Source organism: Leeuwenhoekiella palythoae, assembly GCF_900130045.1.
GTDB classification, from domain to species: Bacteria; Bacteroidota; Bacteroidia; order Flavobacteriales; family Flavobacteriaceae; genus Leeuwenhoekiella; species Leeuwenhoekiella palythoae.
In genome coordinates, this window is the sequence record NZ_FQXT01000002.1 from 285837 (window position 1) to 310784 (window position 24948).

At 39.7% G+C, this 24948-nt stretch carries 26 protein-coding genes and 1 tRNA gene; 14 read left to right on the top strand and 13 right to left on the bottom strand.

The annotated features are described in order from the left end of the window. Positions 1-26: 26 nt before the first annotated feature. The gene (locus BUA96_RS17250; RefSeq protein ID WP_164916910.1) at positions 27-197 is read right to left on the bottom strand and encodes a hypothetical protein; all 171 of its coding nucleotides are present in this window, start codon (positions 195-197) and stop codon (positions 27-29) included. Continuing rightward, positions 198-1994 carry a translation elongation factor 4 gene (gene lepA / locus BUA96_RS04790; protein ID WP_072980967.1) on the bottom strand — a complete coding sequence of 599 codons (1797 nt, stop codon included), beginning with the start codon at positions 1992-1994 and terminating at the stop codon, positions 198-200. Positions 1995-2163: 169 nt separating this feature from the next. Here lepA and BUA96_RS04795 point away from each other — a divergent pair, with 169 nt between their 5' ends. Both BUA96_RS04795 and dusB read left to right on the top strand, forming a co-directional pair. After that, positions 2164-4584 (top strand): outer membrane beta-barrel family protein, encoded by a 2421-nt coding sequence (locus BUA96_RS04795; protein ID WP_072980969.1) that lies wholly within the window; start codon positions 2164-2166, stop codon positions 4582-4584. Positions 4585-4692: 108 nt separating this feature from the next. After that, on the top strand, positions 4693-5697 hold the full coding sequence (gene dusB, locus BUA96_RS04800) for a tRNA dihydrouridine synthase DusB (protein ID WP_072980971.1): 1005 nt from the start codon (positions 4693-4695) through the stop codon (positions 5695-5697). Between the two features lie 13 nt (positions 5698-5710). Here the strand turns inward: dusB and BUA96_RS04805 are convergent, their stop codons facing one another. Beyond that, positions 5711-6913, bottom strand: a complete 1203-nt coding sequence (locus BUA96_RS04805; RefSeq protein ID WP_072980973.1) for an ABC transporter permease — start codon at positions 6911-6913, stop codon at positions 5711-5713. A gap of 12 nt (positions 6914-6925) precedes the next feature. Further along, positions 6926-7318, bottom strand: a complete 393-nt coding sequence (rbfA, locus tag BUA96_RS04810) for a 30S ribosome-binding factor RbfA (protein WP_072980975.1) — start codon at positions 7316-7318, stop codon at positions 6926-6928. Between the two features lie 86 nt (positions 7319-7404). On the opposite strand from rbfA, the gene mce reads away from it, so the two are divergent. The 3 genes from mce to BUA96_RS04825 all read left to right on the top strand — a co-directional run bounded on the left by mce (position 7405) and on the right by BUA96_RS04825 (position 8455). After that, on the top strand, positions 7405-7806 hold the full coding sequence (gene mce, locus BUA96_RS04815) for a methylmalonyl-CoA epimerase (protein WP_072980977.1): 402 nt from the start codon (positions 7405-7407) through the stop codon (positions 7804-7806). 91 nt (positions 7807-7897) lie between these two features. After that, positions 7898-7971, top strand: a tRNA-Ile gene (locus BUA96_RS04820). 244 nt (positions 7972-8215) lie between these two features. Next, positions 8216-8455, top strand: a complete 240-nt coding sequence (locus BUA96_RS04825; RefSeq protein ID WP_072980979.1) for a hypothetical protein — start codon at positions 8216-8218, stop codon at positions 8453-8455. Here BUA96_RS04825 and BUA96_RS04830 read toward each other — a convergent pair. Further along, positions 8442-9026, bottom strand: coding sequence for a riboflavin synthase (locus BUA96_RS04830; RefSeq protein WP_072980981.1), 585 nt, complete (start codon positions 9024-9026; stop codon positions 8442-8444). The genes BUA96_RS04825 and BUA96_RS04830 overlap by 14 nt on opposite strands. A 63-nt stretch (positions 9027-9089) precedes the next feature. On the opposite strand from BUA96_RS04830, the gene pdxA reads away from it, so the two are divergent. The 7 genes from pdxA to BUA96_RS04865 all read left to right on the top strand — a co-directional run bounded on the left by pdxA (position 9090) and on the right by BUA96_RS04865 (position 15554). Then, positions 9090-10160, top strand: coding sequence for a 4-hydroxythreonine-4-phosphate dehydrogenase PdxA (pdxA, locus tag BUA96_RS04835; RefSeq protein WP_072980983.1), 1071 nt, complete (start codon positions 9090-9092; stop codon positions 10158-10160). A gap of 104 nt (positions 10161-10264) precedes the next feature. Continuing rightward, a complete protein-coding gene (locus BUA96_RS04840; RefSeq protein ID WP_072981768.1) occupies positions 10265-10816 on the top strand; it encodes a YceD family protein in 552 nt (183 codons plus the stop codon). Positions 10817-10828: 12 nt separating this feature from the next. Then, on the top strand, positions 10829-11029 hold the full coding sequence (rpmF, locus tag BUA96_RS04845) for a 50S ribosomal protein L32 (RefSeq protein WP_040533061.1): 201 nt from the start codon (positions 10829-10831) through the stop codon (positions 11027-11029). Positions 11030-11192: 163 nt separating this feature from the next. Further along, a complete protein-coding gene (locus tag BUA96_RS04850; protein WP_072980985.1) occupies positions 11193-12188 on the top strand; it encodes a beta-ketoacyl-ACP synthase III in 996 nt (331 codons plus the stop codon). A gap of 27 nt (positions 12189-12215) precedes the next feature. Beyond that, positions 12216-12716 carry an acetyl-CoA carboxylase biotin carboxyl carrier protein gene (gene accB / locus BUA96_RS04855; RefSeq protein WP_072980987.1) on the top strand — a complete coding sequence of 167 codons (501 nt, stop codon included), beginning with the start codon at positions 12216-12218 and terminating at the stop codon, positions 12714-12716. A 116-nt stretch (positions 12717-12832) separates the two neighbouring features. Further along, positions 12833-14185 (top strand): acetyl-CoA carboxylase biotin carboxylase subunit, encoded by a 1353-nt coding sequence (gene accC, locus BUA96_RS04860; RefSeq protein ID WP_072980989.1) that lies wholly within the window; start codon positions 12833-12835, stop codon positions 14183-14185. A gap of 217 nt (positions 14186-14402) precedes the next feature. Further along, positions 14403-15554 carry an NAD(P)/FAD-dependent oxidoreductase gene (locus BUA96_RS04865; RefSeq protein ID WP_072980991.1) on the top strand — a complete coding sequence of 384 codons (1152 nt, stop codon included), beginning with the start codon at positions 14403-14405 and terminating at the stop codon, positions 15552-15554. 7 nt (positions 15555-15561) lie between these two features. Here the strand turns inward: BUA96_RS04865 and BUA96_RS04870 are convergent, their stop codons facing one another. The 6 genes from BUA96_RS04870 to BUA96_RS04895 form a co-directional block, all read right to left on the bottom strand. After that, positions 15562-16488 carry an ABC transporter ATP-binding protein gene (locus BUA96_RS04870; protein WP_072981770.1) on the bottom strand — a complete coding sequence of 309 codons (927 nt, stop codon included), beginning with the start codon at positions 16486-16488 and terminating at the stop codon, positions 15562-15564. A gap of 77 nt (positions 16489-16565) precedes the next feature. Continuing rightward, the gene (locus BUA96_RS04875) at positions 16566-18731 is read right to left on the bottom strand and encodes a prolyl oligopeptidase family serine peptidase (protein ID WP_072980993.1); all 2166 of its coding nucleotides are present in this window, start codon (positions 18729-18731) and stop codon (positions 16566-16568) included. Positions 18732-18935: 204 nt separating this feature from the next. Then, positions 18936-19925, bottom strand: coding sequence for an aspartate-semialdehyde dehydrogenase (locus BUA96_RS04880; RefSeq protein ID WP_072980995.1), 990 nt, complete (start codon positions 19923-19925; stop codon positions 18936-18938). A 297-nt stretch (positions 19926-20222) separates the two neighbouring features. Next, positions 20223-20642: a large conductance mechanosensitive channel protein MscL gene (mscL, locus tag BUA96_RS04885; RefSeq protein WP_072980997.1), complete on the bottom strand. Its 420-nt coding sequence runs from the start codon at positions 20640-20642 to the stop codon at positions 20223-20225. A 77-nt stretch (positions 20643-20719) separates the two neighbouring features. Beyond that, positions 20720-21817 (bottom strand): alanine racemase, encoded by a 1098-nt coding sequence (gene alr, locus BUA96_RS04890; protein WP_072980999.1) that lies wholly within the window; start codon positions 21815-21817, stop codon positions 20720-20722. Beyond that, a complete protein-coding gene (locus BUA96_RS04895) occupies positions 21818-22459 on the bottom strand; it encodes a thymidine kinase (RefSeq protein WP_072981001.1) in 642 nt (213 codons plus the stop codon). Between the two features lie 101 nt (positions 22460-22560). On the opposite strand from BUA96_RS04895, the gene BUA96_RS04900 reads away from it, so the two are divergent. After that, the gene (locus tag BUA96_RS04900) at positions 22561-23439 is read left to right on the top strand and encodes a hypothetical protein (protein WP_072981003.1); all 879 of its coding nucleotides are present in this window, start codon (positions 22561-22563) and stop codon (positions 23437-23439) included. Continuing rightward, the gene (rsmI, locus tag BUA96_RS04905) at positions 23439-24116 is read left to right on the top strand and encodes a 16S rRNA (cytidine(1402)-2'-O)-methyltransferase (protein WP_072981005.1); all 678 of its coding nucleotides are present in this window, start codon (positions 23439-23441) and stop codon (positions 24114-24116) included. The genes BUA96_RS04900 and rsmI overlap by 1 nt, the downstream gene beginning before the upstream one ends. Here rsmI and BUA96_RS04910 read toward each other — a convergent pair. Both BUA96_RS04910 and BUA96_RS04915 read right to left on the bottom strand, forming a co-directional pair. Continuing rightward, complete coding sequence (locus tag BUA96_RS04910) at positions 24113-24532, bottom strand: hypothetical protein (protein WP_072981007.1); 420 nt, start codon at positions 24530-24532, stop codon at positions 24113-24115. The genes rsmI and BUA96_RS04910 overlap by 4 nt on opposite strands. After that, entirely contained in the window at positions 24529-24936 is a 408-nt protein-coding gene (locus BUA96_RS04915; protein WP_072981009.1) for a hypothetical protein, read from the bottom strand. Before BUA96_RS04915 ends, BUA96_RS04910 begins: the two co-directional genes overlap by 4 nt. Positions 24937-24948 lie beyond the last annotated feature (12 nt).

Below are 24948 nucleotides of genomic sequence, written 5' to 3' on the forward strand. Positions count from 1 at the left end.
GCAATTTATGCGAGGTTTTTGATACGTTATTTTTTCTCTTTGGAAGTAAAATAGTCAGAGATTACCATCAGGATTCCGGCGACGGCTCCTATTGCTAGCAACCAGACTAAAAACTGATTTTGTGTTGCGTTTGTATACTGACTGATCATTCCGCAGATAATGATCAAGGCTAAACCTATAAACTGAATACGTTTCATCTAGTCATTAAGTTTCAGTACCGCCATAAATGCTTCCTGAGGAATTTCAACATTACCTACCTGACGCATACGCTTCTTCCCTTTTTTCTGCTTTTCTAAGAGTTTTCGCTTTCGCGAAATATCTCCACCATAACATTTTGCTGTAACGTCTTTACGAAGGGCCTTTACAGTCTCTCTGGCGATGATCTTGGCTCCAATTGCAGCCTGAATAGGAATATCAAATTGCTGACGCGGAATAAGCTCTTTAAGCTTCTCACACATCTTTTTACCAATATCGTAGGCGTTGTCTTTATGCAGCAAAGCAGAAAGTGCATCTACAGTGTTTCCGTTTAATAAAACATCTACTTTAACCAAGTGTGAAGCACGCATACCTATAGGTGCGTAATCAAACGAAGCATAACCTTTAGAAACCGTTTTCAGACGATCATAAAAGTCAAAAACGATCTCGGCAAGCGGCATATCAAAACTCAACTCCACACGCTCTGGTGTCAAATAAGTTTGGTTAGTGATCTGACCGCGTTTTTCGATACACAATGACATTACCGGACCAACAAAATCAGCTTTAGTAATGATCGAAGCTTTTATAAAAGGTTCTTCAACACGATCCATTCCCGCAGGATCTGGAAGATCTGAAGGATTATTCACCAAAATAGGTGTTTGCTTATCTTTTATGGTATAGGCCTGGTAAGATACGTTAGGAACCGTAGTGATCACTGTCATATCAAACTCACGCTCTAAACGTTCTTGAATGATCTCTAAGTGCAACATTCCCAAAAACCCACAACGGAAACCAAAACCTAAAGCTGCTGAACTTTCCGGCTGAAAAACAAGTGACGCATCATTAAGCTGAAGCTTTTCCATCGATGAACGTAAATCTTCATAATCTTCAGTATCTACAGGATAAATTCCTGCAAAAACCATAGGTTTCACATCCTCAAATCCTGAGATCATATTGGTTGTAGGGCTCTTCGCATCTGTGATAGTATCACCAACTTTTACTTCTTTGGCCTCTTTGATTCCGGTAATTAAATAACCTACATCACCGGTTTTGATAACTTTTTTAGGAGATTGTTTGAGGTTTAATGTCCCTACTTCATCTGCGTGATAATCCTTTCCGGTCGCCATAAATTTAATATGCTGACCTTTTGTGATCTCACCGTTAATAACTCTAAAATAGGTCTCAACTCCTCTAAACGGGTTGTAAACCGAATCAAAAATAAGTGCTTGTAACGGCTCATCGGGATTTCCTTTTGGCGCCGGAATACGCGTAATGATCGCATCAAGAATTTCTTGAATTCCTATACCAGTTTTTGCACTAGCCGGAATTACATCTGCTGCATCGCAACCTAGAAGATCAACAATATCGTCTGTAACTTCCTCAGGGTTTGCACTAGGTAGATCTACTTTATTCAATACCGGAATGATCTCAAGATCATTCTCTAATGCCAAATACAGGTTAGAAATGGTTTGCGCTTGAATACTTTGAGCAGCATCAACCACAAGTAAGGCTCCTTCACAAGCAGCAATACTACGCGAAACCTCATAAGAGAAATCCACGTGGCCCGGAGTGTCGATTAGATTTAAAATAAACGGCTCTCCATTATGGATATAATTCATCTGTATCGCGTGCGATTTAATGGTAATACCACGCTCGCGCTCCAGATCCATATTATCTAAAAGTTGCTCTTGTTTTTCACGTTCGGTTACCGAACCGGTAAAATCAAGTAAGCGGTCTGCCAGCGTACTTTTTCCGTGATCAATGTGAGCGATAATGCAAAAATTGCGAATGTTCTTCATAAACGTACTTCATCAATGTTCGCAGTAAGCGAACTTTAGCCTGCAAATATACAGTTTAGGTTATGCATTTTCTAATAAATAAATTTTAGTTCAAACAATAGGCTTTCAACAGAAATTCTTTTCTTTTAAATTTATTTTAACAAAGATTTTACATTAGTTTTGAGCATATATGAAGCACCCGATATTACTCTCCGTTTTATTATTCTCATTTGTATCTGTTGCTCAGACCGGAAGTATAACCGGTAAAATTGTTGACACCAATAAACAAGAGGTGTCTTATGCTAACGTCTTGTTGCTTAAAGCAGCAGATTCTACGTTTGTAAAAGGAGCGGTGAGTGAAGAAAATGGTGCAATTCTTTTTGCTGAAATACCTTCCGGAAGGTATTTGATCAAAGCCAGTTTTGTTGGTTTTAAAGATGGTTACAGCAGTTCGTTTGAGCTGAAAGATGAAATTCGTATCTCAGATTTAATACTTCAAGAAAACTCTGAAGCTTTAGAGGCTGTCACGGTTAACTATAGAAAACCTACCATCGTACGCGGGATAGACCGAATGGTTTTTAATGTGGAGAATACTGCGATTTCTTCAGGTACCACGTATGATATTTTACAGCGAACTCCCGGGGTGGTTGTCAATCAGGGGCAACTCCTGGTAAAAAATAGACCTGCGCAGGTTTATATCAATGACCGTAAGGTGTATTTGACTAATGAAGAATTGCAGCAACTACTAGAAGGTTTTGCCGGAGTTAACATAAAATCAGTTGAAGTGATTACCAATCCACCGGCGAGGTATGATGCTGAAGGTGGCGCGATTTTAAATATTGTAACCTCAAAAAACCTTTCCATAGGATATAAAGGAAGCATCAACGCTTCAAATACGGTTGGGATCAAACCCAAATACAATGCAGGAACCAGCCAATATTATAAAACCGATTGGTTAAATGCATTTGCGAGTTATAATTTCAATTCGCGTTTTGATGTCAAAACCGATGAAGGATTTGTTCAATTTTACAACCCTAACGGAAGTGAAAAAGCAACTTGGGAAGATTTATTCCAGCGAGAAACCCGAACCATTTCGCACAGTTTAAATACGATCTTAGATTTCACATTAAGTGAGACAGAACTGTTGAGTTTTACGGCTAATATTCTGCATACGCCAAAAGCCAATTCAGACATTAGCGGAAGAACGGAAACCTATAATCCGCAAGGTCAATTAGATTCTCTTTATACCACGCAAAGCCGATTAGAAAACCAGCGTGACAATTTGCTTTTCAATTTAAATTATGAGAAGCAGTTGGGCGAAAATGGAGCAACGCTTTCGGCCAACGCCAATTACATAGATTATACAGACGATCAAATGCAAGCTGTGGCTACGCGTTACGTTTCGGCTCAAGGCAATCTTTCAAATTCTAATGCATTCAACACCATCCCAACTCAAAAATCCCAGATATATACGGGGCAATTAGATTATTTAGGTAATTTGGGAAGCTGGGCATTTGAGGCCGGAGCAAAATATTCTGGGATCAATTCTGAAAGTAGACAGGAGTTCTTCAATACTGCAGGAAATGTAAGCGATGCTGATGCGATCTTGAATGACCATTTTGATTATACCGAAGCTATTTATGCATCATATTTCAGCGTTGCTAAGGATTGGGAAAAATGGAGTTTTAAAGCCGGTCTGCGTGGAGAATACACAGATGCTAATGGGAACTCGAGAACCTTAGGCGTTGTGAATACGCAGGAATATTTAGAGTTGTTTCCTACGGTTTACTTGATGCATAATCCTTTTGATAATCATTCTTTTGGCATAGACTACAGCAGAAGAATTGATCGTCCTCGTTTTCAAAGTTTAAATCCGTTTCGCTATTTTTTAAATGAAAACAACTTTCAAGAAGGAAACCCCAATATTCAACCGGCAATTGCAAACAGGGTTAATTTTAATTACACGTATAAAAACAAGTTGAGTTTTGACCTTTATTGGGATCGTATCGACAATGCGATGAGTAGATTACCCTTTCAGGACAATGAAAATTTAACCTTGAGAAGTGTAAATACCAACCTCAATTATGAGCAACAATACAGTCTGGACGTTAGCTATTCAGAATTTGTTAATAACTGGATGTGGATGAGTATCTATGCATCCTTCTTTAATATGCAGAATGAATTTACCAGTCTAGATGGAAATCAAAGTAAAATTGAAAATGAGATAAATGGATTTTTCTTTCAAAGCGTAAACTATCTCATTATCAATTCTACCCTTAATGTGACTATTTCAAATAATTTCACCACAAATTATCTTGTGGGCTCTTATGAATATGATCGTCCTCAATACCGTCTTAATGTCGATATTCAGAAGCGTTTTTTAGATGGGCGCTTGATACTTAATTTAAGTTCTGAAGATGTATTCAATACGATGAAAACACCCCTTAAGTCGCGTTATTTAAATCAAAACAACACCTTCTTTGCAATGCCGGAGTTCCAAAAGATTCGTGTAGGATTGCGGTATAACTTCGGAAACTTTAAGCTAAGTGATAATAACAGAGAAACTTCAGTTGATGAAGAATCCAGATTACAAGAACTCGGTGCTAACTAACGGCATACTACTTAATAAACTATTCCTTAATTTTGCCCCAGAAAGTCTTGGACAAACCTGACTGAAATTTTTTAAGTATTCCAAGAATTTATTTTAAAAAGTATTGCTTTGGCTAAAATAGGAGATATAGATGTAGGAGACTTCCCGTTGCTTTTAGCACCTATGGAAGATGTGAGTGACCCACCTTTTCGCGCGCTGTGCAAAGAGCAGGGGGCAGATGTGGTATATACCGAGTTCATCTCGAGTGAAGGCCTCATACGTGACGCTGCAAAAAGTGTGATGAAGCTTGATATTTATGAGAAAGAACGTCCTGTGGGTATTCAGATATTTGGAGCCAATCTCGAGTCGATGCTTCAAAGTGTTGAAATTGTCGAAGCTTCAAAGCCAGATATTATTGATATCAACTTTGGCTGTCCGGTAAAGAAAGTAGTTTCTAAAGGTGCCGGCGCCGGAATTTTAAAAGACATTGATCTGATGGTTTCGCTTACGAAAGCCATGGTTAAACATACTAACTTACCAATTACCGTTAAAACCCGTTTAGGCTGGGATCACGACTCGATCAAAATCGTTGAGGTTGCCGAACGTTTGCAAGACGTAGGTTGTAAGGCGATTGCGATTCACGGAAGAACGCGAGCGCAGATGTACAAAGGCAATGCCGACTGGAAACCTATTGCTGAAGTAAAAAATAATCAGCGTATGCATATTCCTGTTTTTGGAAACGGTGATGTTGACACTCCCGAGCGTGCTGTAGAAATGCGAGATCACTATGGACTTGACGGTGCGATGATAGGTCGGGCAAGTATTGGTTATCCTTGGTTTTTTAGAGAGGTAAAACACTTTTTCAACACCGGTGAGCATATGGCGCCACCAACCATGCAAGAGCGTGTGGATGCTGCTCGCAGACATTTACAAATGTCTATAGATTGGAAGGGGGAAAAACTAGGCGTATTTGAGACGCGCCGTCACTACACAAATTACTTTAAAGGAATTCCCGGGTTTAAGCCGTATCGTATGAAAATGGTAACCAGCGATGCGCCGGAGGATGTTTTTGCTGCTTTTGATGAGGTTGAAGAACTGTTTGCTGATTATGATTTTGCACAACAAACGTACTAGAGTAGAGAACGCATTAATCATCTAAAAGCTTCGGTCTAATGGTCGAAGCTGCGAGGTAGGATGCTAAAATTCCCAAAACAGAAATAGTTAAGAAAACCGCTAAGAAATTTACGAGTGTAAATTCCATGGGATAGGGAAGTGTTGGCGTGATCATTTTAAGCTGAAACTGCAATTGCGCTCCCACAATCAAACTCCCCAAAACCAAGCCGATTATACCGCCAAAAACACTCATCATCGCTCCTTGTAAAAAGTAAATCTTTTTGATGTCTTTTAAAGACGCGCCTAGGCTATGCAGCGTTTTAATATTGGCTTTTTTATCGATGATGATCATAATGATGCTTCCTACCAGATTGAAAAGCGCTATGATCAATACCAAGGTAAAAATTAAGTAAACGGCTAAATTTTCAGCATTCAGCATTTTGTAAAGCTTATCATTTAGCTGAAACCTTGTTTTTACTTGGGTTGTAGGACCAAAAATTTGCTGAACTTCACGCTGAACCTTTAAAGGATCTGCATTAGGATTGATTTTAATTTCGATAGCACTTAAGGTCGTATCCTTGTAGTTGAGCAGTTTACGGGCGTAATTAATATTGGTAAATATATATTTCTGATCAAGTTCTTCATTTACTTGAAAAATATCAGAAACGACCAATTGCGAACTATTAAAAGCTTGCGTAGGATCTGTGATTTGACCGGTTCCGGGTCTGGGCACCATCACACGAAGCAAGTCGGTATAATTATTTACTCCTAATGAAAGAATGCGAGAAATCCCAAAGCCTATGGCGGCTACAGGCTCTTCGGGAGTGATCCAATTACCATAAAGTAAGGTGCTGTCAATACTATTTACGCTTCGGTAATTTTCATCAACACCTTTAATATAGGCGATGTGGTTTTTCCCTCTAAATTCTAAAAAAGCGCGTTCTTCAATAACCTGAGTATAGCTAGCGATATCAGGATTATCTTCAAGTTCAGTAGCTTGCTCTGAAGTGAATTTTATGGTTTTTCCGCTTGCGGGAAGCACTTTTAAATCTGGATCAAAAATGGACGCAAAAGACAAACTAAAATCCTTTAAGCCCGAAAATCCGGAAAGTACGACAAACAAGGCCGCTGAACCTGCAATAATACTTATCGCCGAAATAAGTGTTATGATATTTATAGCATTATTACTGCTCTTAGTAAACAGGTAACGTTTTGCTATAAATACAGGAAATTTCAATAGTGAGGTGACTTATGATTTTTTTCTTCGCGGAAGTAAATCTGGATTTTGAATTGGATCTTCAGAGCCTTTAAGAGATTTGTCTATCCCATCTATATATTCTAGAGAATCGTCAACATAAAATTGCAATTCAGGCATACGACGCAATTGATGACGCGTACGATTTGCGATCTCATGTTTTATAAAAGGCTTTACGGCACTGACTTCTTTTAAGATTTCAGAAGCTTTATCGTGAGGAAAAATACTTAGATAGACTTTGGCCTGTGACAGATCTGTAGTTACATTTACTTTACTCACAGAGACAATAATATTTTTTACACCTGCCTGCATCAATGCCTTTTGAATAATATCAACCAAATCGCGTTGAAGTACTCCGGCTACTTTCTTTTGTCTATTTGTTTCCATACGGCAAAAATACATTTTTTATAAATGCGCTACCTTTAGCATGAGATGGAAATGCATACCGCATAAAATAGAATGAAACTTTAATAATGAAAAAAATAGAACATATAGGAATTGCAGTTAAAAGTCTGCAAGATTCTAATGAAATGTATACGAAGCTATTTGGAAAGCAACCTTACAAAACCGAAGCCGTAGCTTCTGAAGCTGTAAATACTTCATTTTTTGAAATGGGTGATTCAAAAATTGAATTGCTTGAAGCAACTAAAGAAGATAGTCCTATTGCCAAGTTTCTTGAAAAGCGGGGAGAGGGTATACATCATATCGCTTATGCGGTTGACGATATCAAAGCCGAAATAAATAGATTGAAATCTGAAGGCTTTACCATTTTAAACGAAACCCCAAAAAAAGGCGCTGATAATAAGTGGGTCGTTTTTTTGCATCCCAAAACAACAGGAGGTGTTTTAATAGAGTTATGTCAGGATATTGACTAGCTCAGAGCCGAGCCGTGATAAAATGCTTGTGACAAATAAAAATTAATCTTATTTTTGCGCCCGCTTTAATGTCTAATTGATATTGAAAGCCGGTCCTATAGCTCAGTTGGTTAGAGCACCTGACTCATAATCAGGTGGTCCCTGGTTCGAGCCCAGGTGGGACCACAAGTAAACACTAAGCCTCAGAAGATTTTGTCTTCTGAGGCTTTTTTAATTTGCAAGTAATTTATTTAAAGTCATTTAGGGTTTATATGTAAAATGCACAAGGTGTTATTCTAGAATCGGTTAATTTAGCATATTATTAAGGTTAAAAACCTACAATGGCCGATAAAATGTAGTGTTAATTAGTTGAAATAATGTATTTTTTCTTAATATTGCGCTGTTCATTCAACTGAAGCCCCCATCTTCTATGCGTTCAAAACTATATACATATGTAGTTACGTTAATCCTCATTGCAGGTGCTGCGCATATTGGTTATGGTCAAGGAGCTAAAGAACCTCCTGAGCCTCAAGTAAGAACTGGCGATGCTCCTCCGTTTGGACTTCCGACACCAATAGACGACTATATTCCGCATCTTTTGATATTTGGCGTTTTTATGGGTGGGTATTTCTTTTATAAAGCAGAGCGTCAAAAAGTTACAAATTCATAAGGCGCTTTACATATTTCCCTATTACGTCAAATTCTAAATTTACTTCTGTGTTTTTTTGAATGAATTTAAATGTGGTATGTTCATAAGTATAAGGGATAATAGCGACACTAAATTCATTGATTTTAGAGTTCACTACAGTGAGACTTACTCCATTGATGGTTATAGATCCTTTTTCAATGGTAACGTTATTTAAATCAGGATTATAACTGAATGTAAATATCCAGCTTCCATCTTTATTTTCTTTATTTATACAAGTAGCAGTTTGATCCACATGACCCTGAACAATATGGCCATCTAAGCGGCTGCCTAGAATCATAGCACGTTCTAGATTCACAAGATCTTGCTCTTTAAGCTCGTTAAGATTAGTCTTATTCAGCGTTTCTTCAATTGCAGTAACGGTGTACGAATTATCGTTCAAACTTACTACGGTCAGACACACTCCATTGTGTGCAACACTCTGATCAATTTTCAGTTCGGCGGTAAGCCTACTAGAAACTGTAATATGTAAATTATCTCCCTCGCGTTCTAATTTTTCAACCTTCCCTAAATCTTCAATAATGCCGGTAAACATGTTTGCGTTTTAATTAAGTACTTTTACATTATAATTTACAAAAGAAAACCAAAGCGGTTTCACATGAAAGAACAAAGCATAAAATTAGGAATTAGCATAGGAGATTTAAATGGAATTGGCGGAGAGGTTGTTCTCAAAACTTTTGAAGACGCAAGAATGCTTGATTTCTGTACACCTGTGATTTTTGCTTCGGCTAAAACAGTAAGTTTCCTTCTGAAACATTTTGAATTGGATATAAACTTTCAAGGAGTGAAAGAAGCAAGCAATGTGATCGAAGGTAAAATCAACGTGGTCAACGTTTGGAAAGATAATCCTAGAATTAATTTTGGTTCAGAAACTCCTGAAGCGGGTAGTTATGCGATAAAATCGTTGAAAGCAGCGGTAACTGCATTGAAGTCAGGAGAAATCGATGCCTTGGTGACCGCACCTATCAATAAAGCAAATATTCAGGGAGAGGAATTCAATTTCCCGGGACATACCGATTATTTGAATCAGGAGTTAGAAGGTCATAGCCTTATGTTTATGGTATCACAAAAACTCAAGGTTGGTTTACTTACAGACCATGTGCCTGTGAAAGATGTGACTACTAAAATTACAGCCAATTTGATCAAACAGAAGTTTAAAACAATTCATCATTCGCTGGTTCAAGATTTTGGCGTGAGTAAACCTAAAATCGCATTCTTAGGAATCAACCCGCATGTTGGAGATAACGGCGTCATCGGTAAGGAAGATGATGAGGTTCTGATTCCTACATTAGAAGAACTGCGCGATCAAGGAAATCTGACGTATGGGCCCTATGCTGCAGATAGTTTCTTCGGAAGCGGAAACTATAAGAATTTCGATGCGATCATTGCAGCCTATCATGATCAGGGCTTAATTCCTTTTAAAACATTAGCTTTTGGAAAAGGGGTTAATTACACGGCCGGATTGAACAAAGTACGTACTTCTCCAGATCACGGAACCGCATTTGAAATTGCCGGAAAAGGCACTGCTGACATCAATTCGTTTAAAGAAGCAGTATATATGGCGTTAGATATTTATAAGAAAAGAGAAGAATATGCTGTCTTGACCGAAAATATTTTGCAAAAACAACCGCGAAAAAAACAATATTCCGGTCGCTCTCGTGGAAAATAAACATATTTAAAAAATTTATCCACACTTAATTAACAGCTAAATAAAAATTTATATCTTTGCACCCGCCTTTTGCGGAAGTGGAGATTTTAGGAAAGAGAAAGGTAATGAAGCATTTGAAAACGTATACCATACAATTTGTTGGTTTAAAACAAGGGGAACACGATTTTCAATATGATATTGACAATACGTTCTTTGAGCATTTTGATTATGATGACTTCAATAGCATCGCAGTAGACTTAAAGGTAACTTTGATTAAAAAGTCAACCTTGATGGAGTTTTACTTTGATGCTGAAGGTACTGTAAATGTAAATTGTGATTTAACTAATGAACCTTACGATAATCCATTAGAAACTTCGTATAAGTTGGTGGTTAAGTTTGGTCAGGAGTACAATGATGAGATTGATGATATTTTAATTTTGCCACACGGTGAATACGAAGTGAATATCGCACAGTACATTTATGAAACTTTGGTTCTGGCGATGCCTGCAAAAAGAGTGCATCCGGGAGTTGAAGACGGTACTTTAAAGTCAGACATATTAGATAAACTTGAAGAATTAAGTATAAAAGATAATCAAGAGGAAGAGGAACAAGAACCTCAACCAAAAGAAATAGATCCCCGTTGGGACAAACTAAAAGATTTTTTAACAGATAATTAATAATTAACGGTAATGGCACATCCTAAGAGAAAAATCTCGAAAACAAGAAGAGATAAGAGAAGAACACATTACAAAGCTGCAATGCCTAAAATTGGTGTAGACGCCACTACTGGTGAAGCTCACCTTTATCACCGTGCACACTGGCACGAGGGCAAACTTTATTACAGAGGGCAGGTTGTAATTGATGCAACAGCTGGCGAAGAAGTTGCTTAACAAAGACTTATAAAAAGATTAAACTCCCATCAAAGTGGGAGTTTTTTTTATTTTTTAGAAGGAGCAAAAAACGTTAATTGTAGGCTTTAATTGTTCTATTTTTAGTACTTTTCCTCCCATTTTTTAAGCGAAAAACTTGTTTTTTCGTAGAAACCAGATTTATATGAGTAAAATCACTGCAGCCATAACTGCTGTTGGCGCTTATGTGCCAGAATATGTGCTTACCAATGAAATTTTGGAAACCATGGTTGAGACCAATGATGAATGGATCACAACCAGAACAGGAATTAAAGAGCGCAGAATCCTAAAAGATCCCGATAAAGGAACTTCTTTTTTAGGTATTAAAGCTGCCGAAGACCTGATCAACAAAAGCGGTATTGAACCATCAGAAATTGATATGGTGATTATGGCTACCGCAACTCCCGACTTACCCGTAGCATCTACCGCAGCTTATGTTGCCACACAAATAGGTGCAACAAATGCATTTTCTTACGATTTACAAGCTGCGTGTTCTAGCTTTTTATATGGAATGTCTACAGCTTCTGCATATGTAGCTTCAGGAAAATACAAAAAAGTACTTTTAATAGGAGCAGATAAAATGTCTTCTATTATAGACTATACAGATCGTACTACCTGCATCATTTTTGGTGATGGCGGTGGCGCTGTCCTTTTTGAACCTAATGAAGAAGGCCTAGGACTTCAAGACGAATTTTTACGTTCTGATGGTATAGGAAGAGATTTCTTGCGTATTGAAGCGGGAGGATCCTTGATGCCGGCTTCAGAAGAAACGGTAGCAAACAAAAAACACTACGTTTTTCAAGACGGTAAAACAGTATTTAAATTTGCCGTATCAAACATGGCAGATGTGAGCGAGCGCATTATGCAGCGCAATAATTTGAGTCACGATGATGTTAGTTGGCTTGTAGCACACCAGGCAAACAAACGTATTATTGACGCAACTGCCCGACGTATGGGGCTTGACGACAGTAAAGTGCTGATGAATATTGCACGTTACGGAAATACAACATCTGCGACACTTCCCTTGCTTTTAAGCGATTTTGAAAAGCAGTTTAAAAAAGGGGATAATTTAATATTTGCCGCTTTTGGAGGCGGTTTTACTTGGGGTTCCATTTATTTGAAATGGGCCTACAATGCTTAATTTTTAATCTAACTAACGTTATTAATTATGGATTTAAAAGAAATTCAGAATCTTATCAAGTTTGTTGCTAAATCTGGCGCAAGCGAGGTTAAACTTGAGATGGACGATGTGAAAATCACCATTAGAACTGGTGAAGACAGTAAAGGTGAGACCACAATCCTTCAGCAAGTACCTATGATGGGTTCTGCAATGCCACAGCAAGCAGCTCCTGCAGCACAACCAGCAGCACCGGCACCTGCCCCTGTAGCTCCAGAAGCTGAAAAGCCTAAGGCAGATGATAGTGACAAATACATTACTGTAAAGTCGCCAATCATTGGTACATTCTACCGTAAACCAGCACCAGACAAACCTACTTTTGTTGAAGTTGGAGCAAGTATCAAAGAAGGTGACGTACTTTGCGTTATTGAAGCAATGAAATTATTCAACGAGATCGAAAGTGAAGTTAGCGGTAAGATCGTTAAAGTTCTTGTTGATGATTCTTCTCCGGTTGAATTTGACCAACCATTATTCTTGGTAGACCCTGCATAATTATTTATTTGATCTAAAGTTTCCATTAATGGTAAGCATACGCTGAAACTCGGCGTTTAAAAAGATCAAATACTATAGATTAAAGCCTTATGGCTTAAACTATAAAGACAACAGATATGTTTAAAAAGATACTTATAGCAAACAGAGGGGAGATTGCACTACGTGTAATACGAACTTGTAAAGAAATGGGCATCAAAACTGTAGCGGTTTATTCTACTGCAGATGCCGAAAGTTTGCACGTACGTTTTGCAGATGAAGCGGTTTGTATTGGGCCGGCTCCAAGTAGTGAATCGTATTTGAAAATCGCAAATATTATGGCTGCTGCCGAAATTACAAATGCAGACGCCATTCACCCGGGTTACGGATTCCTTTCTGAAAATGCTCGTTTTTCAAAAATTTGTCAAGAGCACGATGTGAAATTCATCGGAGCTTCTCCGGATATGATTTCAAAGATGGGAGACAAGGCAACCGCAAAAGCTACGATGAAAGCAGCCGGAGTTCCTTGTGTTCCAGGAAGTGACGGGATTATTGAAGATTTTGAATCTTGTGAGCGCATCGCAGAAGAGACTGGATATCCTGTAATGCTTAAAGCTACTGCCGGTGGTGGTGGTAAAGGTATGCGTGCGGTTTGGAAAAAAGAAGACTTGCGTAAAGCTTGGGATTCTGCGCGTCAGGAAGCTTCTGCATCTTTCGGAAATGACGGGATGTATATGGAAAAGCTTATTGAAGAGCCACGCCATATCGAGATTCAGGTTGTAGGAGACAGCAACGGTAAGGCGTGTCACCTTTCTGAGCGTGATTGTTCCGTTCAGCGTCGTCACCAAAAACTTACCGAAGAAACACCTTCACCATTTATGACCGATGAACTTCGTGAGAAAATGGGAGCTGCAGCCGTTCGTGCCGCAGAATTTATTAAATATGAAGGAGCCGGTACTGTAGAATTTTTGGTAGATAAGCATCGCAATTTCTACTTTATGGAAATGAATACGCGTATTCAGGTGGAGCACCCTATTACCGAGCAAGTAGTAGATTATGACTTGATTCGCGAGCAAATTCTGGTTGCTGCTGGAGTTGCGATTTCTGGTAAAAACTACTATCCGCAATTGCATTCTATCGAGTGCCGTATCAACGCGGAAGATCCTTATAACAACTTTAGACCTTCACCGGGTAAGATAACTAACTTACACGCGCCGGGCGGTCACGGGGTTCGTATCGATACGCACGTTTACAGCGGGTATTCAATAGTTCCTAACTACGATTCTATGATCGCAAAATTGATCACTACCGCGCAAACCCGTGAAGAGGCGATCAATAAAATGAAGCGTGCTTTAGATGAGTTTGTTATTGAAGGAATTAAAACAACGATCCCATTCCACAGACAGTTGATGGATGATCCTGCATACATTTCAGGAAACTACACCACTGCCTTTATGGATGATTTTAAAATGAATCCACCTGTAGAAGAATAACGTCTACCTTTCAATAGATATCAACCCTGAACGTTTGTTCGGGGTTTTTTTATGGGTATTTACAAAGGGTTTTGTACCTTAAAGAAGTTTCATTTGGGCATTACCTGCGCTAGCGCTTAGGTCGGGCTTTCAGGACTCGCTTTCTGCCGAAGGGGTCAGAAGAGCTCAAACAAATCCTTCAATCCTTAATGCAAAATTCTGCTATCTTTAAGCAGTTATGCAAGAACCCTATTCTAATCTCTCGTATTGGGAATACAAATCCTGGCTAGCAGACGTCGACTTTACTATTGTGGGAAGTGGCATTACCGGACTCAATTGTGCATTGCAGCTGCGTAAACGCTTTCCCGAGGCAAAAATTCTAATTCTTGAGCGCGGAAGTCTTCCGCAGGGAGCGAGTACAAAGAATGCTGGTTTCGCTTGTTTCGGGAGCGTTTCTGAGCTTTTGTCAGATTTAGAACGGCATAGCGAAGACGAAGTTTTAAAACTGGTTAAAATGCGCGTAGAGGGGCTGAAGGTTTTGAGAGAAACCCTTGGCGATCGCGCTATCGATTTTCAGAAGTGTGGCGGCTACGAACTATTTCTAAATACAAACCTTGAGCTTTTTGAAAACTGCCTCAGTCAGATCGAATATCTAAATGAATTGCTTGCACCGGTTTTTGAAAAGCCCGTTTTCAGTAGTGTTGCGAACAGATTTCATTTTAAGAATGTTCAAGATAGATTGTTATTTAATGCTGAAGAAGGTGCGATAGACACGGGCAAAATGATGCAAGGTCTGCTTCAAAAAGCACTTCGGCAAAATATTCTGATCTTAAATAATTGGACGGTTACCGGTTTTGAAACGCTATCGAACAGCGTAGAAGTCCGAGCAAATTCCATCTCATTCAAAACAAAAAAGCTGTTTATAGCAACCAATGGTTTTGCAGCACATTTGGGAATTACTCAAGTACAGCCTGCGCGCAATCAAGTATTGGTGACCAAACCTATCCCCGATTTAAAAATCAAAGGTACATTTCACCTGGATAAGGGCTATACCTATTTCAGAAATATCGATAACCGAATCCTTTTAGGAGGCGGCCGTAACCTGGATTTAACCGGGGAACAAACCGATGCGCTCGGCACGTCTGCAATCATTCAAGCGCATTTAGAAAAGAAACTCAGTCAAATAATTCTACCGCAAACTCAAGTTGAAATCGACTATCGCTGGAGCGGAATTCTGGGTGTTGGAGCTCAAAAGAAGCCCATCCTAAAACCGCTTTCAGAACACGTTTTTTGCGGTGTTCGACTAGGAGGAATGGGTGTAGCTATTGGCAGCCAGATAGGGAAGGAGCTGGCTGATTTATTGGACCCGCCAAAAAATATGAAAGTATAGCGCTAGATTAGAGCTTCAGTTTTAAATAAACAAAAGTGTCTTTATCTAAATCATCAACAGTATTAAAGTAGATCTTTTGTCCTTGAGCTTCAGCTTCCACGAGATAGTAACTTCCTTTAAAATACGATTTAATCACGGTGGCTTTTAAACCGGTTTCAGATTCAGAAACCTCAAGTTGATGCGGCATAATCAAATGTTTTTCACCATCAAGTTCTAGCGTATTCACATCACCAAAAAACGAAGCGACATAAGCATTCTTTGGATTTTCAAACAAAGCTTCCGGAGTTGCGGTTTGTATAAATTGGCCTTCACGCATCATTTTAATTTCGTCTGAAAATGAAAGTGCTTCTTCGCTGTCGTGCGTGGCAGTAATGCAGGTAATATTTTCTTTTTTTAGATACGCGTAGAGATTTCGGCGTAAGGCATTCCGTCTAAAGTTGTCGATGTGGCTAAAGGGTTCGTCCAGCAAAAGCAATTCAGGTTCTTTGGCAATCGCACGCGCGAGTGCAACACGCTGTTTTTGCCCGCCGCTCAGTAATTTTACGTGTACATCTGCAAAAGCGGTCATATCAACCACTTCAAGAAGTTCGTTGATGCGTTCTTCCCGCTGCCGCATAAAACGACGCGACAGATGTTTCCCAATATTATCTGCCACAGAAATATAGGGCATCAAGTCAAAATCCTGAGCGAGATATTTGATAAAAGGCTCTCCCGGGACCAAGTTAAAGTTGGGGCCTAAAAGTTCGATGTCGTTCCAGAAAACAGTCCCGTTTTCAACGTGAAGCAAGCCATAGATGATTTTGAGCAAAGTGCTTTTTCCGCAGCCACTTTCCCCTAAAATAGAAATGTGCTTTCCTTTTTCTACCGTGAAATCAAGGTTTTTTAAAACGGTTTTTTCGGTATAGCCGAAGTCGGTTATGTCTACTTTTAGCATAATAGAATATAAAAAGACCTCAAAAGTTATCAAAGCCTTTGAGGTCTTAATTTAAGTGGTTACAAGAGGCTCTGCAGTTAGCCTTTAATCTCTGATTTAGTTTTTTCAGGAAGCACGTCAAATCCCATATTATAAAGCGTAAAGGCAAAAATATCTGCTGTTTGCTCAATTTGCTTGCTTACCGGAGTTCCGGCACCGTGGCCGGCATCTGTCTCAATACGTATTAAAACAGGTGCGTCACCGGCTTGTTTTTCTTGCAATTCTGCAGCAAATTTAAAACTATGTGCAGGAACCACACGATCATCGTGATCTCCTGTTGTTACTAAAGTGGCAGGATATTCAGTTCCGGCTTTTACATTATGAACAGGAGAATAACCTTTAATGTACTCAAACATTTCTTTGCTGTCTTCTGAAGTTCCGTAGTCGTACGCCCAGCCAGCTCCAGCGGTGAATGTATGATAACGCAGCATATCCATCACGCCCACTGCAGGAAGCGCTACCTTCATTAAATCGGGTCTTTGTGTCATTGTTGCACCCACGAGCAAACCGCCGTTAGAACCCCCGCGAACTGCCAAATAATCGCTTGACGTATAGTTTTCTGAAATCAGGTATTCTGCGGCAGCGATAAAGTCATCAAAGACGTTTTGTTTTTGCATTTTGGTACCAGCGTCGTGCCATTCTTTACCATATTCTCCACCACCACGCAGGTTAGGCACGGCATACACACCGCCCATTTCCATCCAGATCGCATTAGTGATGCTGAATGAAGGCGTAAGCGAAATATTAAAGCCACCATAACCATAAAGAATGGTTGGGTTCTTTCCGTTAAGTTCTAAACCTTTTTTAAAGGTGATGATCATAGGAACTTTTGTACCGTCTTTTGAGGTATAAAATACTTGCTTGCTCTCGTAATTTTCAGGATCGAAATTGATCGCCGGTTTACGGAACAATTCAGAAGCTCCAGACTTGATGTCGTATTTGTAAATACTTCCTGGAGTGGTATAGTTGGTAAAGCTGTAATAAAGTTCTTTATCTTCTTTTTTAGCTCCAAAACCGCCTGCGCTTCCGATACCGGGAAGTTCTACTTCACGTACAAGTTTACCCTCATAATCGTATTGTTTTACTTGCGAAACGGCATCAACCATATACTCTGCAAAAAAGTAACCACCACCGGTAGAAGGCGAAAGCACATTTTCGGTTTCCGGAATAAAATCCTCCCAGTTTTCGGGAGTTGGGTTAGCAGCGTCAACGGTAACGATCTTGCGGTTGGGCGCATCTTTATCGGTCACAATGTAAAGTTTAGAGCCTACATTTTCGATCACAGAAGTATTGGTCTCTTCCGTATCAACAATCGCAACAAAATCGGCATTTGGCTTGCTCAGATCTTTGATATAAAGCTTGTTTCCTGAAGTTGCATTACTAGCGCTTAAGATCAAGTATTTATTGTCTTCTGTAGTTCCGGCACCAATGTAGCGATGCTTTTGCTCAGGCGTACCGCCAAAGATCAGTTTGTCTTCCTTTTGAGCCGTATTCAGCTTGTGATAATACACTTTGTGCTGATCTGTTTTTGCTGAAAGTTCGCTGCCGTCTGGCTTGTCATAACTCGAGTAGTAAAAACCGTCATTCTCGCGCCAAGAGATTCCGCTAAATTTAATATCGACCAAAGTATCTTCGGTGATCTCTTTGGTTTCAGCATCCATTACTAAAACCTTTCTCCAGTCGCTTCCACCTTCAGAAATACTATACGCAGCCAGTTTTCCATTATCTGAAAAACTAAGACCGCCTAGTGAAACCGTACCGTCTTCGGCAAAGGTGTTAGGATCCAAAAATACTTCTGCAGTTGAAGGATCTTCACCGGTTTTATAACGGTAAATCACATATTGATTTTGCAGTCCGTCATTTTTGTAGAAATAGGTGTAATCACCTTCTTTAAAAGGAGCGCCAATTTTCTCGTAGTTCCAGATTTTCTCAAGCTTTTGCTTGATTTCATCTTTAAACGGAATCTTATCTAAATAGCCAAACGTAGCCTTGTTTTCTGCTTTTACCCAAGCCTCAGTCTCGGCACTGCGATCGTCTTCGAGCCAGCGATACGGGTCGGGAACTTCGGTGCCGAAATAGGTGTCAACGGTATCAACCTTTTTCGTTTCAGGATAAGTTACTGCCATTTCAGGGGATTTTTTTTCATTGGTTTCACAGGCGCTGAAGAGAATCGTAAGTGCGCCCACATACGCTATTTTTTTCATTTGAAACAAAATTGAATTCTTCCAAATATAGTCAGTAAACTACCTCAGAGCAAGCCCTTGAGGCATTGCTTGGAAACGAATTTTCAATTTCGAGGCATCCCGATAGCTATCGGGATGGAGTATTAAACCCTTTGGCGGTGCCAATAAAAAAACCTCCGAAACGCCAGGTCTCAGAGGTTTGTGAAATTATTAGGTTCTTTTAAACTAAACCAATTCTTTAGCTGCTAGATATTCAGCGATTTGAACCGCATTGGTTGCTGCGCCTTTTCTTAGGTTATCTGCAACGACCCACATATTTAAAGTGTTTTCTTGAGAAAAATCACGACGTATACGACCTACAAACACATCATTTTTACCTTCAGCATAAATAGGCATTGGGTAGGTATTGGTATCCGGGTTATCTTGAACGGTAACTCCATCTTGCGCTTGAAGCAGTTGGCGAACTTCCGCCAGGTCAAAATCATTTTCAAACTGCACGTTGATCGCTTCAGAATGGCCACCCACAACCGGGATGCGCACCGCTGTAGCAGTAACTGCAATCGTGTTATCACCTAAGATTTTCTGAGTCTCGTTAACGAGTTTCATTTCTTCTTTAGTGTAACCGTTTTCGGTAAATACATCACAAGCGGGGATTGCATTGCGGTGAATAGGATACGCGTAAGCCATATCACCTTGCTCACCTTTGTATTCATTTTCTAACTGCTGAACCGCTTTAACTCCGGTTCCTGTAATCGACTGATAGGTAGAAATCACAAGACGTTTGATCTTATATTTCTTGTGTAAAGGCGCCAAAGCCAAAACCATCTGAATGGTAGAACAGTTAGGATTAGCGATAATTTTATCTGAATCTTCTAATTCTGAAGCGTTGATCTCAGGAACAATAAGTTTTTTGTCAGGATCCATTCTCCACGCAGAAGAGTTGTCTACAACGGTAGTACCTACCTCAGCAAACTTAGGAGCAAACTCTAACGAAGTCCCACCACCTGCTGAAAAAATCGCAATATCAGGACGTGCTGCGATTGCATCTTCCATAGAACTAATGGTGTATTCTTTGTCTTTATAGGTAACCGTTTTACCTACTGAGCGTGCGCTGGCAACAGGTATTAATTCGGTTATGGGGAAGTTGCGTTCTGCTAATACTTGCAACATTACGTGGCCTACCATCCCGGTGGCACCTACAACAGCTACTTTCATAATTTTAATCTTTAGCGTGTGTCAATCTCAATATCGTTGAGAAAATTTAGTTTGTTAGTTCCGCTGAAAATCAGCCAGCCTGAAGGCTTTTAGCTTGCGGACGCCAAAAGTAGCAACACTTTATAAAAAAGCAGACTATCTTATTAAAAATATACACATTTGTTTAAAAAGTGACATTTTGTATGTTTTATAAACATTATGTTATTTATATAACAAAAAGAACCCCCGAATTTCTTCGAGGGTTTAGTTAAAATTAGTCTGCAGTGCAGCGGTTTGTGCCTCAAGGCACACGAGTCATTATTTCTTTCTCAATTCGTCGCGAATTTCTATAAGTAATTCTTCTTGAGTAGGTCCTTTAGGAGCAGCTGGTTTAGGCTCTTCTTTTTTCTTGGTTTTCTCATAACCTTTCAATAACCAGAAGATCACAAAACCAATGATGATAAAATCAATCACAGCTTGCAGGAAGTTACCGTAGGTCATAATTGCTCCTCCGGCTTCAATGGCAGCGTCAACCGTTTCATATTCTCCTCCATCCAGAGAAAAGAAGAGGTTGTTAACGTTTTTACCTCCCATAATCACACCTATTACGGGCATAATCACATCTTTAACTAAGGAGCCTACAATTTTGTTGAATGCTCCACCTATAATTACCGCAGTTGCTAGAGCAACGATGTCACCTTTCATTAAAAAGGCTTTAAAATCTTTAAAAAATGCCATTATTTCGTTGGTTTAAGTAGTTAAATAAAGTTCTAATATAGGTAAATATTAAAAAGACTAAAAGCAGAAGCTGTTAGTTATTCTATAATTTTTCGTTGAACGCGTTGAGAGATCGCTGTAATTAACTCATACGGAATACTTTTTATGCGTGCTGTTAAGGCTACTGCCGAAGCATCCTTCCCAAAAATAATCACTTCGTCACCTTCTTCGCAATCAATCTTGGTAACATCAACCATGATCATATCCATACACACATTGCCTATGATTGGTGCTTTCTTTCCTTTGATCATCACATAGCCGCGACCTTTACCGTAAGCGCGAGAAATACCGTCAGCGTGGCCAATAGGTAGTGTTGCGCTTCGGCCTAGTTTTGCAGCAGTATGCGCACGATTGTATCCTACCGTTTCTCCAATGGCAATATCATGAATTTGCGAAATAACCGTTTTTAAGGTAGCCACCGGTTTTAGTTTTAAATCTTCAGCTTGAATGTTTCCGTAGCCATAAAGGCCTATTCCGGTGCGCACCATATCAAACTGTGCCTGAGGATAATTTATAATCGCCGAAGTATTGCTTTGATGCAACATTGGGGTATAGCCTAAACCGGCAATCATATGTTTTGCGTTGCTTTCAAAGGCGTCAATTTGCTGCTGGGTAAACGTGCGCTCATTCAGATCTTCACTAGCTACAAGATGTGAGAACAGCGATTTAACCTTTAGTGCTTCAGTGGCGTGCAATTGTTCTAGGATATCTTTCTCATTCACATCTTTAAACCCTAGCCGGTTTAAACCGGTATTGAATTTTATATGAATGGGATAATCTTTTAAACCTTTTGACTCAGCGATCTCGGTAAAAGCTTTTAGTACTCTAAAACTATAAATACTTGGCTCTAGTTTATGCTCAATCACCTGATCAAAATTTTCAATCTGCGGGTGTAAAACAAGAATAGGTGTTTTAATTCCTGCATCGCGTAAAGCAACACCTTCTGGGGTATAAGCGACAGCAAAATAATCTATACCTTTTTCTTCCAGTTTGCGGGCAACAGCTACAGACTCGCTTCCGTAAGCATAAGCCTTTACAACAGCGAGCATTTTTACATCTGGTTCTAGTTTAGACCGTAGATAGTCATAATTATGGCTTAAGGCATTTAGGTCTATTTCGAGAACAGTGTGCGGCATTTAGTCTTTTGTTTTTGGGTTTTTAAGTTCTTCGGGGTCCTTAACTTCTATAGTTTTTAGACGCTCTCGAAGCATTGCTTTATAATAAGCACTACGGCTTAGGGGTTCGTATTCTTCGGTTTCACCCAGCAATACAAGATCATCGCTGGTAGCCTTTCTGTAGCTGAATTGCGCCAGATTTCCCGTACGTGTACACACAGCGTGTACTTTAGTGACATACTCGGCGGTAGCCATAAGCGCAGGCATTGGGCCAAAAGGATTTCCTTTAAAATCCATGTCAAGTCCGGCAACTATGACTCTGATTCCGCGATTGGCAAGGTCATTACACACCTTTACGATTTCTTCATCAAAAAATTGTGCCTCATCAATACCTATCACGTCGCAACCGTCTGCAAGAATAGGAATATTAGCAGCGGCAGGTACCGGAGTAGATCTGATTTCGTTAGCATCATGAGAGATGACCAGCTCGTCATCATAGCGGGTATCTATTGCAGGTTTGAAGATCTCAACCTTTTGTTTAGCAAACTTGGCGCGTTTTAGTCGGCGAATTAATTCTTCGGTTTTACCCGAGAACATAGAGCCGCATATGACTTCTATCCATCCAAATTGCTCTTTATGATTAACGGTATTTTCGAGAAACATTTCGTACTTTTCAACCTCTTAAAGGGCAAAGGTGCTATTCTTAGAGGGCTTAGCAAATTTATTAAAAACCCCAGCAAATAAACAGAGCAAACAAAAAACTTATGAAGAAGAAATTAAAATCTGACTTGGTGAGCCTGGCGCACAAGATTTTAAAACTTGACTCAGAGAGTGATTACGAGACCCTAAAAATTGAAGCTCAGAAGATTTATGAAGCACTATCAATTTTAGCTTATGTAGAAGCGCATTTTGACACTGCAAAACCCACCATAGGCAAAGCCGAAATCATCAAAGCTTTAGAGGAAGAAGATAGCGAAGTGATTGCTGAAAGTATTCAGGAAATTCAACAAGAGCAAGTTGAAGAAACTCCGGCTGAAGCACCTCAAAAAGAAGAAACCGAATTAGAGCGTATTGCGCGTATAGCCGCTGCTAACGAAGAACTCTTTGAGCGCTTAAGAACACCACAAGAAACACAGCCTAAAGCAGAAGACCCTGAACCGAAAAAACAAAAAGAGCCCAAGATCAATCAGGCTTCGTTACACGAGCCGGTGATTGAAAAGATCAAAGATATTGTCGCTCAAATGCCGCCTGAAGCAGATGCTATTGAGGCGATGTTTCAGCAAATCACCCAAAAACCTGATGTGGTTAAAAACGATAAAGACGAGATTGGTGAATATGGTCGAATTGCCGAGTTTGAAGACGATGCAAAACCACAGGAAAGCAAGCCTAGAAAACTGAACGACCGTATCTCTCGCGGACTTTCTTTTGGCCTTAATGACCGCATTGCATTTATAAAACATCTTTTTAACGGAAGCGATACGGATTATAATCGGGTGCTTTCACAACTCAACACGGCAAATTCTGAAGAAGAAGCGTTTACCCTTATCGACCAGATGGTAAAACCAGACTATAACAATTGGGACGGAAAAGAGATGTATGAGACACGCTTTAAAGAGCTGGTAGCCCGCAAATTTGACTCCTAATGGGTAAACTATTTCTTGTACCCACACCCATTGGCAATCTGGAGGATATGACCTTTAGAGCAGTTAAAGTACTGCAAGAGGCAGATCTTATTCTTGCCGAAGATACCCGCACTAGTGGAAAGTTGCTTAAGCATTTTGAGATCACCACACAGATGCACTCCCATCATATGCACAACGAGCATAAAACGGTTGAAGGTCTTGTAGACCGTATCAAAAACGGGCAAACTCTTGCTTTGATAAGTGATGCAGGAACTCCGGCGATTTCAGATCCGGGATTTTTATTAACACGCGCTTGTGTAGAAGCAGGTATGGAGGTTGATTGTTTGCCGGGTGCTACTGCTTTTGTTCCGGCGTTGGTTAATAGCGGTTTACCTAATGATAAATTTGTTTTTGAAGGATTTCTTCCGGTAAAAAAGGGGCGACAAACCCGATTTTTACTTTTGGCGGAAGAAGAGCGCACGATGATCTTTTATGAAAGTCCGCATAAGCTGGTAAAGACCTTAAAAAATATGGTAGAATTTTTTGGCGAAGACCGAAGCATTTCGGTTTCCAGAGAGATCTCAAAACTTCATGAAGAAACCGTGCGTGGTACTGCAGCTGAGGTGTTAAAACATTTTGAGGCCAAAGCACCTAAGGGAGAAATTGTGATCATCGTAGGAGGGAAGCCTAAAGGCTAAACGGTTTCCGCGGTGTGTTCAGTTTCGGGCTGTAATAAGTCTAGAAGTCGGTTTAGGTCAGCTTTTGCATAACCTTTAATCCTGACTTTTTCAGACTTCTTTCTTGAGGTATAAATGACCAAACGATCTTCGTAAGCCTCCACATATTTTATTTGAGAAAACCTGTAGTGGTAACTTCCGCCTTTTTCTAATTTAAAGGAAATCATCCGCCTGGTAAACCGTACATAGTTCTTCAGCTTAAAAGGAATAAAATGCGGAACAAACATAAGCAGCATACCCAGAGGTTGAATCACCATCCCTAATGCAGTTTCTTTTAAAGCAAGCATTCCCACTAAAAACAGAACAAAACCTACTGCAGGAACAGCTAGTCGCCAAGGCTCATTTTGATTGATAAATGTGATTTTCTTAGCGCTCATGAATAGTTGTTTTTTAAAATCTTCTCGAAAAAAAGAACATCTTCAGTAGCGTAAGACTCGAGGTCGAGTACTAATCCCGGACTTGCTTTAAATAGGATTTCAATGGATTTTCCGTTTACTTTAATTTTTGAGATCGCTTTTCTTTTTATGATTTGTTGAACCCCGGCGAGCTGCAGATTAATGCGTTTTTGGTCATATTGAACCCAATGTGCTTTTTGTTTGCGGTAACTATAGATGATAACGGGCAGTACACTAACCAGGCTATTAATAATGACGTAGGTGCTTACATCTTCAGTTTCTGAAAAAAGAATTTTATAACTAGAAAAGCCCATAGCCAGCAGAACGACTCCTAAAATAAGTAGATTGCTTGTAGACAAGGTTTTATAAAATTTAATGCGCTGCATCTGTATAGTATA

Coding starts and splice junctions, on each gene's coding strand:
- BUA96_RS17250 (WP_164916910.1), bottom strand. CDS start 197: ATGAAACGTATTCAGTTTATAGGTTTAGCCTTGATCATTATCTGCGGA.
- lepA (WP_072980967.1), bottom strand. CDS start 1,994: ATGAAGAACATTCGCAATTTTTGCATTATCGCTCACATTGATCACGGA.
- BUA96_RS04795 (WP_072980969.1), top strand. CDS start 2,164: ATGAAGCACCCGATATTACTCTCCGTTTTATTATTCTCATTTGTATCT.
- rbfA (WP_072980975.1), bottom strand. CDS start 7,318: ATGGAAACAAATAGACAAAAGAAAGTAGCCGGAGTACTTCAACGCGAT.
- mce (WP_072980977.1), top strand. CDS start 7,405: ATGAAAAAAATAGAACATATAGGAATTGCAGTTAAAAGTCTGCAAGAT.
- BUA96_RS04825 (WP_072980979.1), top strand. CDS start 8,216: ATGCGTTCAAAACTATATACATATGTAGTTACGTTAATCCTCATTGCA.
- BUA96_RS04830 (WP_072980981.1), bottom strand. CDS start 9,026: ATGTTTACCGGCATTATTGAAGATTTAGGGAAGGTTGAAAAATTAGAA.
- pdxA (WP_072980983.1), top strand. CDS start 9,090: ATGAAAGAACAAAGCATAAAATTAGGAATTAGCATAGGAGATTTAAAT.
- BUA96_RS04840 (WP_072981768.1), top strand. CDS start 10,265: ATGAAGCATTTGAAAACGTATACCATACAATTTGTTGGTTTAAAACAA.
- rpmF (WP_040533061.1), top strand. CDS start 10,829: ATGGCACATCCTAAGAGAAAAATCTCGAAAACAAGAAGAGATAAGAGA.
- BUA96_RS04850 (WP_072980985.1), top strand. CDS start 11,193: ATGAGTAAAATCACTGCAGCCATAACTGCTGTTGGCGCTTATGTGCCA.
- accB (WP_072980987.1), top strand. CDS start 12,216: ATGGATTTAAAAGAAATTCAGAATCTTATCAAGTTTGTTGCTAAATCT.
- accC (WP_072980989.1), top strand. CDS start 12,833: ATGTTTAAAAAGATACTTATAGCAAACAGAGGGGAGATTGCACTACGT.
- BUA96_RS04865 (WP_072980991.1), top strand. CDS start 14,403: ATGCAAGAACCCTATTCTAATCTCTCGTATTGGGAATACAAATCCTGG.
- BUA96_RS04870 (WP_072981770.1), bottom strand. CDS start 16,488: ATGCTAAAAGTAGACATAACCGACTTCGGCTATACCGAAAAAACCGTT.
- BUA96_RS04875 (WP_072980993.1), bottom strand. CDS start 18,731: ATGAAAAAAATAGCGTATGTGGGCGCACTTACGATTCTCTTCAGCGCC.
- BUA96_RS04880 (WP_072980995.1), bottom strand. CDS start 19,925: ATGAAAGTAGCTGTTGTAGGTGCCACCGGGATGGTAGGCCACGTAATG.
- mscL (WP_072980997.1), bottom strand. CDS start 20,642: ATGGCATTTTTTAAAGATTTTAAAGCCTTTTTAATGAAAGGTGACATC.
- alr (WP_072980999.1), bottom strand. CDS start 21,817: ATGCCGCACACTGTTCTCGAAATAGACCTAAATGCCTTAAGCCATAAT.
- BUA96_RS04895 (WP_072981001.1), bottom strand. CDS start 22,459: ATGTTTCTCGAAAATACCGTTAATCATAAAGAGCAATTTGGATGGATA.
- BUA96_RS04900 (WP_072981003.1), top strand. CDS start 22,561: ATGAAGAAGAAATTAAAATCTGACTTGGTGAGCCTGGCGCACAAGATT.
- rsmI (WP_072981005.1), top strand. CDS start 23,439: ATGGGTAAACTATTTCTTGTACCCACACCCATTGGCAATCTGGAGGAT.
- BUA96_RS04910 (WP_072981007.1), bottom strand. CDS start 24,532: ATGAGCGCTAAGAAAATCACATTTATCAATCAAAATGAGCCTTGGCGA.
- BUA96_RS04915 (WP_072981009.1), bottom strand. CDS start 24,936: ATGCAGCGCATTAAATTTTATAAAACCTTGTCTACAAGCAATCTACTT.